The sequence below is a fragment of the Humidesulfovibrio idahonensis genome, from assembly GCF_054657715.1.
On record NZ_BAAHYE010000003.1, the window covers coordinates 993,572 to 1,008,525 of the forward strand.

Here is a 14,954-nt window from a genome sequence, read left to right on the forward strand (position 1 = left end):
CTATGCCTGGGCCACCAGCTCCTTGAGCTTGGCGATGGCCTTGTCGATTCCTTCCACGTCGGTGCCGCCGGCTTGGGCCATGTCGGGCCGGCCGCCGCCGCTGCCGCCCACAAGCGCGGCCACGTCCTTGATGAGCGAGGGCGCGGTGAACTTGCCGTGCAGGTCCTTGCTCACGTAAATCAGCACGGTGACCTTGCCGTCGTCCGTGGGCGCGGCCAGCATGGCCACACCGGAGGTCAGCTTGCTTTTCAGCGCGTCCATCTGCTCGCGCAGGCTCTTGATGCTCGCGGCCTCGGCCTTGACGGCCAGGACCTTGACGCCCGCGATCTCCTCGACCTCGGCCATGCGCGCCCCGCCCTCGCCGCTGGCGAGCTTGGTCTGCAGGCGCTCCACGTCCTTCTGCAGGGCCTTGACCTGGGCGGCCATGGCCTTGGCGCGCGCGGCGGCCTCCTCGGGCCGGGCCTTGAGCACGGCCTGAACCTCGGCCATTTCCTGGCGCAGGGTCTGCAGCTGATTGAGGGTGTTCCAGCCGGTGGCCGCCTCGATGCGGCGGATGCCCGCGGCGACGCCCGTCTCGGACAGGATGACGAAGCTGCCGGCCTGGCCGGTGCGCGTCAGGTGGGTGCCGCCGCAAAGCTCCATGCTCACGCCGGGAACTTCGACCAGGCACACGGTCTCGCCGTATTTTTCGCCGAACAGGGCCATGGCGCCGCGCGCTACGGCCTCCTTCTGGGTCACCAGCTCGCGGCCCACCGGAATGTCGTCCAGAATGGCGCGGTTCACGATCTGCTCCACGCGGGCGATCTCCGCCGGGGTCATGGGCGCGATGTGCGTGAAGTCGAAGCGCAGGCGCTCCGGTCCCACCAGGGAGCCGGACTGCTTCACGTGGTCGCCCAGCACCTGGCGCAGGGCCGCGTGCAGAAGATGCGTTGCGGTATGGTTGCGCGAGCTGGCCATGCGCGCGCGGCCGTTGACGGTCAGGGTGGCCGTCTGGCCCACGCCCAGGTCGCCCTCGTTGACGAAGACCTTGTGCACGGTGAGGTGCCCGGCCGGTTTCAGGGTCTCCAGCACGTCCGCGCCGCCGGTGGCGGTGTGCACGTCGCCCAGGTCGCCCTCCTGACCGCCGCACTCGCCGTAGAACGGCGTGGCCGCGGCCACGAGCCAGCCGCCCTGCCCCTGCACCAGGGTCTCGGCGCTCTCGCCCTCGGCGTTCAGCAGGGCCACGATGCGGCCCTCGGCCTCAAGCTCGGTGCTGCCGGTGAAGCGGGTCTTGACGCCCGACTCCAGCAAGCCCTGGAACATGCTCGCCACGTCCTTCTCGCCGGAGCCCTTCCAGGCGCTCTTGGCGCGGACCTTCTGCTCCTTCATGCAGGCCATGAAGCCGGGCTCGTCCACGCTGACGCCGAGCTTCTCGGCCACGTCGTTGACGATGTCGAGGGGGAAGCCGAAGGTGTCGTACAGCTTGAAGGCGAATTCGCCGCTGATGCGGTTCTCGTTCGCGGCCTTGAGCCGGGCCAGCTCCTCCTCAAGAATCACCAGGCCCTTGTCCAGGGTCTGGGAGAAGCGTTCCTCTTCCTCGCGGATGACGCGGGCCATGAACTCCTGGTTGCTCAAGAGCTCCGGGTAGGCGTCGTGCATGTGCGAAACCACCTGGCGGGCGGTCTCGTGCAGGAAGGGGTCGATGAGCCCGATGAGCCGGCCGAAGCGGAAGGCCCGGCGGATGAGGCGCCGCAGCACGTAGCCGCGGCCCTCGTTCGAGGGCAGGATCTGGTCGGTGATGAGGAAGGCGATGGAGCGGCTGTGGTCGGCAATGACCTGCAGCGCGGTGTCCACGTCCTTGTCCGCGTGGTATTTGACCTTGGCCTTCTCGGCCACGTAGTCGATGAGGGCGCGGAAGATGTCGGACTCGAAGTTGGAGCGCTTGCCCTGCACCACGGCGGCAATGCGCTCAAGCCCCATGCCGGTGTCGATGCTGGGCCGGGGCAGCGCGGTGCGCGTGCCGTCGGCGGCCTGGTCGTACTGCATGAACACCAGGTTCCAGATTTCAAGGTAGCGGTCGCAGTCGCATTTGCCTATGCCGCAATCCGGGCCGCAGGCCATGTCCGCGCCCTGGTCCACGTAGATTTCGGAGCAGGGGCCGCAGGGGCCGGTGTCGCCCATAGACCAGAAGTTGTCCTTCTCGCCCAGGCGGAAAATGCGGTCCGGGGTGACGCCCGCAACCTTTTGCCACAGCTCGCCCGCCTCGTCGTCGTCCTTGTAGATGGAGACGTAGAGCTTGTCCTTGGGCAGTTTCAGTTCCTCGGTGATGAAGCTCCAGGCGAACTTGATGGCGTCGGCCTTGAAGTAGTCGCCGAAGGAGAAGTTGCCCAGCATCTCGAAGAAGGTGTGGTGGCGCGCGGTGCGGCCCACGTTCTCCAGGTCGTTGTGCTTGCCGCCCACGCGCAGGCACTTCTGCGAGGTGGTGGCGCGCACGTAGGGGCGTTTCTCCTGTCCCAGAAAGACCTTTTTGAACTGCACCATGCCCGCGTTGGTGAACAGCAGGCTGGGGTCGTCCTTGGGCACCAGGGTGGAGCTTTCGACCACGGTGTGGCCGTTTTTCTCGTAATACTTCAAAAAGCGTGAGCGGATTTCTGCGGCGTTCATCAGACGTTTCTCTCCAACAGATTATATAGGGCGCGTGCCGGCGTGCGGCCGCAGTTACATCTCGTCTTCAATCTCCGCGGGGGGCTCGGCCGCGGCCGGAATGAACGCGGGCGGGGTGACGCCCAGGTGCTCGAGGAGCTTGTCCTCGATCTTCTGGCGCAGCTCGGCGTTCTCGATCAGAAGCGCGCGGACGTTCTCCTTGCCCTGGCCCAGGCGCTCGGAGCCGAAGGCGAACCAGGAGCCGGACTGCTCGATGATCTTGTTCTCGATGCCCAGGTCGATGAGCTCGCCCTCGCGGCTCATGCCCGTGCCGTACAGGATGTCGATGAGGGCCTCGCGGAAGGGCGGCGCGACCTTGTTCTTCACGACCTTGATGCGCGTGCGGTTGCCGTAGGCCTCTTCCTTGTCCTTCAGACTCTGGATGCGGCGGATGTCGATGCGGATGGAGGCGTAGAACTTGAGCGCGTTGCCGCCGGTGGTGGTTTCCGGGCTGCCGTAGCCGGTCATGCCGATCTTCATGCGGATCTGGTTGATGAACACGACCACCGCGCGGGACTTGTGGATGGTGCCGGTGAGCTTGCGCAGGGCGTGGCTCATGAGCCGGGCCTGGCCGCCCACCTGGGTCTCGCCCATCTGGCCCTCGAGTTCGGCCTGGGGAATGAGCGCAGCCACGGAGTCGATGACCACGAGGTCCACGGCGTTGGAGCGCACGAGCAGGTCGGCGATCTCAAGGGCCTGCTCGCCGAAGTCCGGCTGGCTGATGAGCAGCTCCTCGGTCTTGACGCCCAGGCGGCGGGCGTAGCCCACATCCAGCGCGTGCTCGGCGTCGATGAAGGCCGCCGTGCCGCCGCGCTTCTGGCACTCGGCCACAAGGTGCAGGGTCAGGGTGGTCTTGCCCGAGGACTCCGGCCCGTAAATTTCGGTCACGCGGCCTTTAGGGATGCCGCCCACGCCCAGGGCGATGTCGAGCCCGATGGAGCCGGTGGGAATCACCGGAATGGCGGTCAACGCGGCGCCGTCGTCCATGCGCATGATGGCTCCCTTGCCGAACTTGCGCTCAATGGTGGTGAGCGCCGTGGACAGGGCTTCCTGGCGCAGTTCTTCAGGACTGGCGGTGGGCTTTTTGGCCATGGGTGATCCTCCGGGGTGTCTGTTTGGACGCAACGAAGGAGCGTTACCAGAACCCCGGCCCGGCGGCAACCTACTTAATTGATGCCCTCCCGGCCGGAAGGACAGGCTGCGGGCGGGAGGGGGGCCTTGCGCGCGGCGACGTTCGGGGGTACGAGGCCCCTATGATGCCTTGTGGTCGCCTTTCAACTTTTCGCCGGTGCAGGCCATGAGGGCCAGGCGCCGCATGCAGCACCCGGGGCGCGAGTCGCGCCACCGCAAGCTCGGCTCGGACCTTTTGCTGCACGCCGTGGCGCGCTTCGACAAAAAGGGCGGGCTCAAGCTGGTGCGCTTGTGGCGCGAGTGGGAGAATGTCGTCGGCGCGGATGTGGCGGAACTGGCCCGGCCCCTGGGGCACAAGGACGGCACCCTGCTGCTGTTCACCCACGACTCCATCGCCGCGCAGCAGCTCACCTACTACGTTCCCGAACTTTTGGAGCGCATAAACGCATTTTTTGGCGAGTTAGTCTTTGACAAAGTGCGGTTCGAACTGCTAGACGGCAGAGTTCCTTTGGGGCTGCAAAGTCTGGCCGAACAGTCGTCGGTGCGGACGCCGCCAAAGAAGCCGAGCAATCTCGGTGGGTTGATTGACAAGATCGATCCCAGCACCGCTGTGGGCCACTGTTACATGACCTATGTGCGGTATTTTTCGGAGCAGTCCGCGCGCGACGCGGGCAATGTCGCGAATACTCGCCCCACCGGGGCGTCAAGGAGTGGAAAATGAGCCAGGAAATTACCGAGATCACCTTTGAGAGCCTGGGACTGACCAAGCCCCTGGACAAAATGACCGCCAAGGAACTGCGCGCGTTGATCGTGGCGAAGATTCCCTCCATTGTCGGCGCCAGCGGCATGCAGAAGGACGACCTGGTCAAGGCCGTCAAGGAAGTCTTCGGCATCGTCGACGAAGAGGGCGGCATCTCCCCCTACAAGGACCAGATCTTCACCCTGAAGAAGCAGATCCGCGAGATGCGCGTGTCCAAGGGCACCGTTGAAGCCCGCCAGGACCGCACCCAGATCCGCCGCAAGATCAACAAGCTGAAGAAGCGCACCCGCCGCTTGGCCCGGGCGCTTTAGTTTTTTCGGCACGGAGCGCAAATTCCGGTTGACAAGATCACCCGGAAGCCAGTAATTGGTGCTCCTCGCAACGTGCTGGGGGATCGTATAAAGGCAATACTGCGGGTTCTGGCTCCGCCAATCGAGGTTCGATTCCTCGTCCCCCAGCCACTTCAAATGTCCCCATCGTCTAGCCTGGTCCAGGACGACGGCCTTTCACGCCGTTAACAGGGGTTCAAATCCCCTTGGGGACGCCAGTGCTATCAACACCTTCCGAGGTGTTCATTCCGGAACCGCATTACGGAACCCGTTAGCGGAACCTGTTAGGCCCTCGAAGCACAATGCTTCGGGGGTCTTGCTTTTGCCTTGCGTGACACTTTGAGTGGGCCTTTCAAACACGGCATCGAGCTTCACCTTGCTGCCTTGTAGGCTATGCACGTACCTGCCAGTGGTGTTAGGGCTCTTGTGGCGTAAGGTTTGCTGAATGTCTGCCATTGGTACCCTCGCGTGGTCCATAAGAGTTGCGGCGAGATGGCGAATAGCGTGGAGCCCAAAATGCTTCACTCCTGCCTTCTCGCACAATGTCTTCATCCATTTGTTGCGAGCGTCGTAAGGCTCCAACGTCTGCGGGCAGATAAAGGCGAATTCAGGGTGCAAGGCCTGTCTTTTCTGCTCAGCCAAGTGCCACGAGAGTTGATCAGTCATACTGAGCCACTCGTACGCCATTCCACCCCCTAGGCGCTTGCGCGTAAAGAGCCGAATCAACCCGTTCTCAAAATCTATGTCTTCCCATCGAAGCCGGAACAACTCACTTTTCCTTGCAGCGACGCTATGGTAAGCGATAAGCATGGTCCGGTCCTGATGCGTTTCCGCAGCATCGTAGAGCTTCCAGAAGTCTTCGACAGGCGGGACGTATCTCTTAGGCTGATCCTCACCGAACCTGGCTACAACCTTAAAAGGATTCTTCTCCGGCAAGTCGAAAAATGGGATGCCCCACTTCCAAGCTGCGGCTAAGTTCTTGCGATCCTTATTGGCAGCCTTTGCTCCAGACTTTTCCTTACGCTTGAGCAGGCAATTGAGCGCAACTTTTGCGTCGATATCCGTTACGGGTGCCATTGGATCGATAACAGTTCGCAACATCTTGAATGCGAAATCCTTTTCCTTCATAGTGGACACCGCTCGACCACTTCTTTTCGCTGCGTCAAGTGTCGCGTCTATCCAAGCGGCGACTGTCGGGATTTCCCGAACGGTCAGGAACTGCGTCCCCGATGCTCTCATCTCTGCTTCCCAGGCCTCAGCTTCTCGTTTTGTAGGAAAGTTTCCTTGGTACACGACTCCGTTGATCTGCCTTTTCCCGCGCCATCGCACTTTCCCGTGCGAATTTATCTTGTAAGCCATGCACTCCCTCCAGAACGTGGCGTTCATAGTAGACGGTCTTTCCGTCAAATTTGATCGGCCTAAAATAATAGCTATTCTTGCGAATTGTGTTCGCAGAGAATCCCGTCATGACCGCCACCTCCTTGGCCGTCATGGGCTTCCCAAGCTGTTCGTGATATTGCGTGTCCATAACCAGTTCCGCCACACCGCCAACTCATTTTCTATTGCGAGCTTCTTACTCAAGGAAATTGATAGTGAGCGGGTTGAATTTCTCCAAGAGCGCACCAGTTTCCTGGATTACCAACTGGAGCTCTGCCACTTCGCTATCCGTTGCTTTCCGCGAGTTCGGTCCCAATGCTTCCTCGTTGTTGTTCCGCTCCATGGCAGCCAGGACTTGCCTTGCAGAGTGAATACAAATCACAAGTAGAAGGCTCAACCGACGAAAATGCTTTCGTGGGAGGGGCCTTTCTCCTGCCAGATAATAATTCAGCGCCTGTTTCGAGATACCGAGCGCATCTGCAATTTCTTTGTGCGGTGTTCCAAGCTTTTCAAGCGCCTTTATCAATGGATGGCGCTCAGCCCGAGGGTAAAATTTTAGCCACACACACTTAGAAATTTTGTCTTTTGCCTGTTCTGTTAACTCCATGGTCCCTCCTGTACCTTGATGGATACTACCTGCTACGGCAAAGCCCGTCTACCCAACATGCTTGAATTGCACATTAAAATACAAAGACTAGCGACGCCTCGTTCTCACTCCTCAGTTGCTTCTCACACAAATTCTACGAGTATTTCCGAAATTGCATGGTCAGCAAAAGCTATTGCCAATTCCAACTCAGCGACAGTTTGCTCTTCAAACGACCGCTGAAACGGGTCTTCCTCAAGTGCTTGGACTGAACGCTTCAAACGCCCAACCTTGATGCGTGCGCATTTCTGGCACAAAGCCAACAAGCCGCAAAGCTCAACCTCCACATCTTCTGCAATACCTATTGAGCCCTCTTGCCACCTCTTGACCTGACGAGGGCTAGTACCAATCGCACTGGCAATATCAGCGCGCGTCATCCCAAAGCGACAAAGCGCCATGAGGAGCGGGTGAGACACCTTCGGTTGGTCGAAGGTTGCATCCAGGCTCGATAGCATTTGATCGAGTAGATAGCCGTCAAGGGTCATGGGATCACCTCCTGTTTGAGTTGATGGTATGACCACATGTTGTCTTTGTCAAGTTCGTTTCAGAACTTTTTTCTGCAAATTTCCACTCCCGTTGCTCGCACCCCCGGCACCTCCGACAGGATGCTTCTCCGTAGCGGGAAAGGGGGTATCCACCCACCCTCAAATGACAAGAAGTAAAAACCCCCCCGGAGCCGTTGAGTCTTAAGCATTAGTGGCATATTTTCGAGAGGCATTCTCTAGAATGGCACTTTACTTTTATCAGATAGGCGTATATCTCTGTTGCAATGAGAGGACTCTTTCAGGAGGGTGTCATGCAACAGGCATACGGATACATTAGGGTGAGCGGTAAGGGGCAGGTTGATGGAGATGGATTTGATCGTCAGCGTCAGGCTATCGAGGCTTGTGCAGTCGCATCTGGTCTTGAAGTCGTCCAGTACTTTCAGGAAGAGGGCGTGTCAGGGACCAAAGAGGACCGTCCAGCCTTGGCAAGGATGCTGGTTGACCTTGAGGAGAATGGTCACGGGGTCAAGACTGTTATCGTTGAGCGCCTGGACCGGCTTGCCCGTGACCTCATGGTACAAGAGGTCATCCTCGGTGATTTCCAACAGCGGGGAATCAGTTTTGTCTCCGCAGCCGAGGGCTCAGACCTCCTCGAAGGGAACCCCACTAGAAAGCTTGTGAGGCAAGTCCTAGGGGCGATTGCCGAGTACGACAAGGCGATGCTTGTCCTGAAGCTCAAAGTGGCCAGAGAGCGCAAGAGAGCAAGAACGGGCAAGTGTGAGGGCCGGAAGGGCTATGCCGACACCGAAGAAGGGCGTGCGATCATCCGCGAGGTGAAGCGGCTCCGTCGCAAAAAGCCAGGGTGTAAGGCGATGAGCTATGAGCAGATTGCGACAAGCCTGAATTTGGCGGGGTGGATGACTCTGACGGGAAGGGCTTTTAGTCGCTCCGGTGTAGAGGGATTGCTGCGCACCCAAAAGCTCTAACTCGCTGTCAGCAATCATCAGGGATAGGCGGGCAATGCTTGGTTGCCCGACAAGAGCAAAGCAGGTAACCTGTTTCAGTGAAATCGAAATAGCTGGAGACAAAGTACGCATGAGTAGCCGAGTTTGTATTGAGTTGTTTGCTGGTGCTGGCGGAATGATGCTGGGGCTTGAACAAGCGGGATTTAGAACGCTTGTTGCGAGCGAGATCCACCCTGACCCGTGCAAGACTTTAAAGCGAAATTTTCCGGACATTCCAGTCCTTCAGGGGGATGCCTCGAAGCTAACCTTCTCGGATTTAATAGCATTTTCTGGCTCGGATTACAGGCCGGGTGAAATCGATCTTATTGCAGGTGGTCCCCCATGCCAGGGGTTCTCTACTGCTGGCCTAAAAGACAAGACGGACCCAAGGAATACACTCATAGGCGAGTTTATAAGGATCATTTCAGAGGCAAGGCCAAAAGCCTTTATTCTAGAAAACGTCACAGGACTTGTGACATTGCATAATGGGGCATTGTTTGCGCATGTTCTTGAAATGCTAAATGATCTAAACTACAATACAAGACATAAAATACTTTATGCAAGCCACTATGGCGTACCCCAGATGCGTAGAAGACTCATTGTGATTGGCGTGCGAGATGGAAAACATCCAGGCTTCCCTAGCCCCACACATACCGAGAAAAGTTCACAGCTTCGGCTAGATGCAACGTGCAACAAATCATTTACAACATGCTGGGACGCTTTGAGCGACCTACCGCAAATCGATCAAGGTGAAGTCGCCACATCTTTCAACGGGCCGCCTGTTAATAATTACCAGAAGCTGATGAGGCAAGGTGCGACAGAACTCTTCAACCATCAGGCAAGCAAACACAAGCCAGACACGATCCAATACTATTCACTAGTTCCGCCTGGGGGGACAGCGCTAGATATTGCGCCTGAGTTCCGTAAGAAAAAGCAAGGCATGCAACGATGGCCGTTGGATGGATTGGCGCGGACAATCACAACAGAGCCTACGGATTTTTTGCATCCTACTCTGCATAGGATTCCCACAATCAGAGAACTCGCAAGGATTCAGTCCTTCCCCGACCGGTATGAGTTCCTTGGGCAAAGAACTACAGGCAACCAAATGCGGCGGCTGGGGTATTGTGCCCAGAGTCAACAGGTTGGGAATGCCGTCCCCCCGCTGCTTGCTCAGGCAATAGGTGAGCACATTCTTTCCAAGCTGTAGCTGTTCCCTTGACGCACGGCTAGCTAATTTGTGACATAAATGAACTGAGCCGGTGAAAGGGCGCGTCTCTAGTACTTCCAAGGCAATTATCGCTATGCGTAACTCCTCGTGCACGACTCGCGGTTACGAACGCTCCGTCAAGCAATGACGCATCAAAGCAAAGAAGGTTTCTGGGACCTCCGTCTGCAGCAAAGTCTGGCTGCTGCTCCGCCAAGTCTGTACATATTGATATGTACTTGACGCTATCAATGAAGGCGCCATGATCCGTTGTGATATGGGTGATCTCTGTTGCTGTTGATGCAACCCTAAGTAAATTCCAAAAAGGAACATTGTGAAATCTGTCTTTTAGGGTTGACTTGATCGAAACCATGAAAATATGTTTGTCATCTTGCTCAGGTGAGAAAATAATTAGGTCAGCGTCTATCGGTGTTGAATATTTTATTCCGCCAAGGACTATTGAAACTGAAAATTTTTCTTTTTGTAGTCTTTTGTCAACTCTGTACATGTCATTCCTGAATGGCCAAATACAATAATTTGACTCTGTAATTTTAAGATGATGTGCGATTGTCAGTCCTACAAACCGCTCAAACATCTTTCCTGTATTCGACTTAAGAAATTGGTTGACCAGTTGTAAGAATTTCGCCCCCTCTCCAGTAGGGATTTCATCACGGGCATATGCATGAGCCATGTCGTTAAGCATTGTTCGGCTTTGATCCATGAACATATCGAGGCGGTCTAGCGACACAACCCCCGTTGCCTCGTATGCTTGGATAAAGGACGGCCACCAAATATCCCTGACCCGCGAGAGGACGGAGTCTTGTGGGGCGGTGTTCATTGAATTTAGATATTTGGAGTTGATTCGTGCGGCGTGTGCTTGCAGCGGGGTTGGCATTTAGTGGTCCCTTGGCGTGCCTGAATTTGCCAGATACCAGCCATGTCTGGATATTCTTAGCAGGCACACAATTGACCATTAACTTGCATCCCCAGCCATTGCAATGTGCTTTATCAGGTAAATATAGGAGGCCTGGCGCGGGACGGCGTGCAGGATTCACAGTCGCCAAGTTCCTTTCTGAGGCTGACGCCCCACCGTAGGATCGGGCCTTACCTGCTCGTGCCATTTCCTTGAATTAGTCGGGAAAGCACATATGCAACGATGTTTCAGCTGCCCACGGTCCATGCGGCCACCTTTGCTTGCCCGGGCTGTTTCGAGCCGGGATTGCTTTGAGACATCGGGACAGGGTAAAGGCTATCAAAGACCTTCCCGAACGTCCCAGGCTACCCGCTGGCACCCGCAGCGGCTTTCGGTTTGCCCTCCCTGCCCTGCCCCCCCTGAGCCGTTTGTGGTCTGAAAGGTGGACCCTTGCGTCTGTGTTCGCAAAAGAGCAAACATCGAATGACATGGTAACCGCAGCAGATTTGCACCACACAGAGGGAGGTCTTGATGGCTGTGCAATCAGAGGCCACGAAGCCAAAGGCATCATTTCGTCACTCATCAGGTTTCGGGAAGCGGATCGAATACTGGGTCATAGGGCGGATGCTCAAAGAGGGAATGGACGTCTATGTGCCACTCGTGGATGACCACGCCGTGGATGCTATTGTTCGGCGAACTGATGGGTCCATCGCTCTAGTTCAAATCAAGGCCCGTTCAAGCGCAGTGATACCAGGGGATGCTGCCCTCTTTTCTGCAATTCCTCACCCGAAAGAACGCGTAGAGTATTGGTTTGTTTTCTACTCAGAGCGGATGGATACGATGTGGATCATGTCATCCTCGGAGTTCATAAGTAACTCGTACGAGAACAAGCGAGGAAAAAATGCTGGCCTTCGCTCCATATGGTTTAATGGGAAGCGGAAGGACCCAGCGACAGGTATTCTGACGGAGCACACTAAACCACAGTTCCTAGAGTACGTGGCGACTGACTTCTCCAAAATCAGGAAAAACGCGGCGGGTGAGGGTTCGACTTGAGTACATCTTCTCCCAGGCAATAGACGTTTTTCAGCCAGAATCGCTTTCGAGGAGCCGGGGCAGGGTAAAGGCTGTCAGAGTCATTTCGACACGCCCTAGCCTCCCTCTGGCACCGCTAGCCGCCGATTCTATTACGTCTCGGACTCCCCCAGGGCGCATAAGGACCATGCGAATCGAACAAGGCACGGTTTCGTGGACAATTTAGGTTTCAGCGTCGAGCTACCAAGAAATGGAAAAATATGGCCACAAGGCGCGGTGAACCTGCATCTCGCTATCAAAGTCAATGCGAGGATCACCCCGGAATCGAAAACGGGTTGGTTTAATGTTTCCAATGAAACCTATCGTAAAAAGATCGTTTACCAATTCAGCCAACTTTTGATCAGACTCAAAATCAGTTAACCGGGCGTTGAATCGTTTTTTCTTCTTTACCATTTCAGTAATGTCATCAAACTTAAAAACTTTAGAGATTCCAGTAAAGATGTCTTCAACACAACGGATAGCATCTTTGTCGTATTTTGCGGAAAGTTCTTCTGCGACCTCAACCCAACTTGCTGTTGCGTAGTTTTTTTGAGTCTGCTCAAAGTGTATTTGTTGAAAGCCAGAAGTCGACTCACCAAATTGTGTAATTATTAGTTTGAGCATTCTAGAAAAGTCTCTTGGCCGAAACCATGTTCTATGTAGCAAATATTCTGCGATTGTATATGAGTATATTTCTGTAGGAAAATATTTTTTTATTATTTCAGTAACATTAAATTCACAATCATTTCCGTTAATACGCTCAGATACATAAATTTTTTTTGCGAGCAAAGAAATCAATGGGTGATAAATTGCCTCATCTCTGCCGACGGGGAATGTCCAAACTATCTCAATTCCAAAATCTTCAATGGGCTTCGCGATTTCTTTTCCAGAGGCCTCTATTGCAGTAACGACCTCCTTTCTGATCGCACAACAGACTTTTACTGGAAACTTTACGAGCGCCATAGCTCTGTTAATGTGTTCTACTGCAACGACAAGATCACGAATTAAGTAAATGTCTCTCTTGTATTGTGTCGCACTGCCAAGATTTAACTCAAGTTCGTCAACTAAAACGTACATCTTTTTATTGCTTGGTTGTAATTCTCCGAAGTAATGCATTATGGCATTAGTTAAGGTTGTCAACTTGACCTTTGATTTATCTTTGTCTTCAAATTCTATGTCAATATTCGGTATTGGCGCATCTCCAAATTTAAATTTAAGCATTCCATTCTTTATTCTAGGGAAATATTCGAGAATACCAAGTGCTTTGTTTCCATAATCGGCTCCAATAACTAATGCTGAGTACTTCTTCCAGGCATCATCATTTTGGAATATGTCTAATTGATTGTCTCGAATATGATTCACTATTACTTTATGCAAGAAAATTATCCAAACTTTTTCAAAATCGTCTTGGTACTTTATGCTACCGCCTTCATTGACGACGATTGTGTCGCATGACCGCTTTAGATTCTCTTTATCTCCTTCTTTAATGTCAGATTTAAATAAAACGAACTTTGATGTCACTCCACTCCGTTTAGCCTCTAAGGATATATATCTAAGAAGAGCAGTTTTCCCTGTTCCCTTTAACCCAGTTATATAGAAATTTCTCCCATTGATATAGTCGTCGATCCGCAACGATGGTGGAATTGTAAACGAATTGTGAAAGTTCTGTACTTCACTTTGCGTCATCATTAAGAGTTCATTCTTTGCGTCTGTGTCACCTACGTAGATATCCTTGAGCTTGAGCATGAGTACCTCGCGTTGAATTTTCAACTAACCTAGGATTTCAAGCCCATTAACACTACACGAAATTAGATACAAGCACGCCGGAGCGTCGGTCCCAAAAAAACTTTCGCTGTAGAATTCACCTAGGGGACAAGACGCAATGAGTGTTCGTCTATACAAGCCATGGGGGGCTGACTAATCTTCCAGGATTAGATCCCTGCGATGCCCTTGGACATCATATCCAATGGCGCAAGATTTCTTTTTTCTCGGGCAGCGATGCGCACGGGACCAGATATCCTCAGGTCATATTCCAGCCAGAATCACTTCCGAGAGGCCGGGGCAGGGTAAGGGTTGTCAGAGTCTTTCCGGCACGTCCTAGGCCCGTTTCCCGCACTCCTACCGGCAACTAAAGCGCATCTGCCCCGGCTGTCCGGAGACTCTCTACCCCCGGTAAGGTCAGGGCAGGAACTTCAGCTTGGACACGGCATTGAAGAACACATCGTTGAACGGGATCAGCCGGAAATATCGTTCATGCTTCAGGATGCCACCCTCGCGATCCTTCAGTTGCTCCACCTGCCGCATGAGCCCTTCTCTCTCCGGGTAGACCATCCTGACCCAGCTTTCAGCGGCCCGTTGCCACATCTTGCTCCTGAGTTTCTCGCGCAGGGTAGCCGTTGGATTGGTAATGGGTGCAGATCGGCCTACCAATGTCCTAACGGCGTGCGCCTCATCCAACTTCATAAAAGCAAAATGCTTATCCAACTTGAACGTATCCAAGTCATTGGTCAGCCATTTTAGACCCAACTGACGCACCGGCCCCTTGGCTAGGTGCAGTTCGAAGCGGGTAAATGGTTTTTTCGACTTTCCGGTTTTGATATAGCAGCGTATTCCATTCGCTGAGCCTCGAAGATCATTGGTATAATAAGTCCCTTTGTAGACCTTGGACTTGGACCGCTGATGCCGCAGGTAAAGGTGGGACACAAGAAACTCATGCATCTTGCCAGGGTCAGCGGTGTGAAAATCGAAGCTCAGTTCAAGCTTGCGGATTCGAGGGGTGACTCCGATTCCATCGAAGAAATCGTCCAATAGTTCCAAGAGGCAACGCGTCGGTTTCTTTACCATAAGCCAGATGGTTGGATTGAAGCGAGTCGTTGGATTATAGTAAACGAGAATCCCACTACCATTTCCAACGCAGTAAAGGCGTTGTCTCTCGAAACTCCAACCTTTGGCAGAGACCAACGAATCATATTTCACTCTGAATCCGTTTCCTCCGAGAAAATTGAAAAGCGCGTCCAAGTGCTCGGGTCCAATGTTGTTGAGGACAACGAAGTCAATGGACTTTTCCAAAGTGGAAGCCGGATAGCCCGGTGCTTTGGATGAAGCGGAGAGCCTGACCTTGTTTCGGGGCTTCCGAGGTGAAGGACCGGGAGGCATTCCACTTAGGATACTCCGTCTAGAGGGGGTAAGTGTAGACGAGGGAGAAAGGGGAAGATAACTACTAGGTGAGCTCAGTGGCAGGGCAATCGCAGAGGCAGCATTGGCCTTAGGCTTCATCGACAGCGCAACACGCTTGCAAACATTCGACGTAGTCATTTTTGCATCCCTCACCTTGACCATGCTTCCGCATGATAGT

Annotated in this window: 13 protein-coding genes and 2 tRNA genes; 7 read left to right on the forward strand and 8 right to left on the reverse strand. The window is 54.5% G+C overall.

Going from position 1 to position 14,954, the window contains the following annotated elements; genetic code table 11:
* Positions 1-2,643, reverse strand: a complete 2,643-nt coding sequence (alaS, locus tag ACYQ4W_RS10830; protein WP_459856340.1) for an alanine--tRNA ligase — start codon at positions 2,641-2,643, stop codon at positions 1-3.
* 54 nt (positions 2,644-2,697) lie between these two features.
* Positions 2,698-3,774, reverse strand: a complete 1,077-nt coding sequence (recA, locus tag ACYQ4W_RS10835; RefSeq protein WP_459856342.1) for a recombinase RecA — start codon at positions 3,772-3,774, stop codon at positions 2,698-2,700.
* Positions 3,775-3,979: 205 nt separating this feature from the next.
* Between recA and ACYQ4W_RS10840 the strand changes: the two genes are divergently transcribed.
* From ACYQ4W_RS10840 to ACYQ4W_RS10855, 4 genes are all read left to right on the forward strand, one after another.
* Positions 3,980-4,534: a DciA family protein gene (locus ACYQ4W_RS10840; protein ID WP_459856344.1), complete on the forward strand. Its 555-nt coding sequence runs from the start codon at positions 3,980-3,982 to the stop codon at positions 4,532-4,534.
* A complete protein-coding gene (locus ACYQ4W_RS10845) occupies positions 4,531-4,884 on the forward strand; it encodes a hypothetical protein (protein ID WP_459856346.1) in 354 nt (117 codons plus the stop codon). Before ACYQ4W_RS10840 ends, ACYQ4W_RS10845 begins: the two co-directional genes overlap by 4 nt.
* Positions 4,885-4,960: 76 nt before the next feature.
* Positions 4,961-5,034: transfer RNA gene (locus ACYQ4W_RS10850), tRNA-Gln, on the forward strand.
* Between the two features lie 8 nt (positions 5,035-5,042).
* Positions 5,043-5,120: transfer RNA gene (locus tag ACYQ4W_RS10855), tRNA-Glu, on the forward strand.
* A gap of 25 nt (positions 5,121-5,145) precedes the next feature.
* On the opposite strand, the gene ACYQ4W_RS10860 is transcribed toward ACYQ4W_RS10855, so the two are convergent.
* The 3 genes from ACYQ4W_RS10860 to ACYQ4W_RS10870 all read right to left on the reverse strand — a co-directional run bounded on the left by ACYQ4W_RS10860 (position 5,146) and on the right by ACYQ4W_RS10870 (position 7,407).
* Positions 5,146-6,261, reverse strand: coding sequence for a tyrosine-type recombinase/integrase (locus ACYQ4W_RS10860; RefSeq protein ID WP_459856348.1), 1,116 nt, complete (start codon positions 6,259-6,261; stop codon positions 5,146-5,148).
* Positions 6,262-6,475: 214 nt separating this feature from the next.
* Positions 6,476-6,886: a helix-turn-helix domain-containing protein gene (locus tag ACYQ4W_RS10865; RefSeq protein ID WP_459856350.1), complete on the reverse strand. Its 411-nt coding sequence runs from the start codon at positions 6,884-6,886 to the stop codon at positions 6,476-6,478.
* A gap of 122 nt (positions 6,887-7,008) precedes the next feature.
* A complete protein-coding gene (locus tag ACYQ4W_RS10870; RefSeq protein WP_459856352.1) occupies positions 7,009-7,407 on the reverse strand; it encodes a hypothetical protein in 399 nt (132 codons plus the stop codon).
* A gap of 311 nt (positions 7,408-7,718) precedes the next feature.
* On the opposite strand from ACYQ4W_RS10870, the gene ACYQ4W_RS10875 reads away from it, so the two are divergent.
* Both ACYQ4W_RS10875 and ACYQ4W_RS10880 read left to right on the forward strand, forming a co-directional pair.
* On the forward strand, positions 7,719-8,393 hold the full coding sequence (locus ACYQ4W_RS10875; RefSeq protein WP_459856354.1) for a recombinase family protein: 675 nt from the start codon (positions 7,719-7,721) through the stop codon (positions 8,391-8,393).
* Between the two features lie 109 nt (positions 8,394-8,502).
* The gene (locus ACYQ4W_RS10880) at positions 8,503-9,618 is read left to right on the forward strand and encodes a DNA cytosine methyltransferase (RefSeq protein WP_459856357.1); all 1,116 of its coding nucleotides are present in this window, start codon (positions 8,503-8,505) and stop codon (positions 9,616-9,618) included.
* A gap of 19 nt (positions 9,619-9,637) precedes the next feature.
* Here ACYQ4W_RS10880 and ACYQ4W_RS10885 read toward each other — a convergent pair whose 3' ends face one another.
* Entirely contained in the window at positions 9,638-10,510 is an 873-nt protein-coding gene (locus ACYQ4W_RS10885; RefSeq protein ID WP_459856359.1) for a hypothetical protein, read from the reverse strand.
* Positions 10,511-11,059: 549 nt separating this feature from the next.
* Here ACYQ4W_RS10885 and ACYQ4W_RS10890 point away from each other — a divergent pair.
* Entirely contained in the window at positions 11,060-11,581 is a 522-nt protein-coding gene (locus tag ACYQ4W_RS10890; protein WP_459856362.1) for a hypothetical protein, read from the forward strand.
* A 219-nt stretch (positions 11,582-11,800) separates the two neighbouring features.
* Here the strand turns inward: ACYQ4W_RS10890 and ACYQ4W_RS10895 are convergent, their stop codons facing one another.
* Both ACYQ4W_RS10895 and ACYQ4W_RS10900 read right to left on the reverse strand, forming a co-directional pair.
* Complete coding sequence (locus ACYQ4W_RS10895; RefSeq protein ID WP_459856364.1) at positions 11,801-13,345, reverse strand: P-loop ATPase, Sll1717 family; 1,545 nt, start codon at positions 13,343-13,345, stop codon at positions 11,801-11,803.
* A 432-nt stretch (positions 13,346-13,777) separates the two neighbouring features.
* Positions 13,778-14,407 carry a hypothetical protein gene (locus ACYQ4W_RS10900; protein ID WP_459856366.1) on the reverse strand — a complete coding sequence of 210 codons (630 nt, stop codon included), beginning with the start codon at positions 14,405-14,407 and terminating at the stop codon, positions 13,778-13,780.
* Between the last annotated feature and the right edge of the window lie 547 nt (positions 14,408-14,954).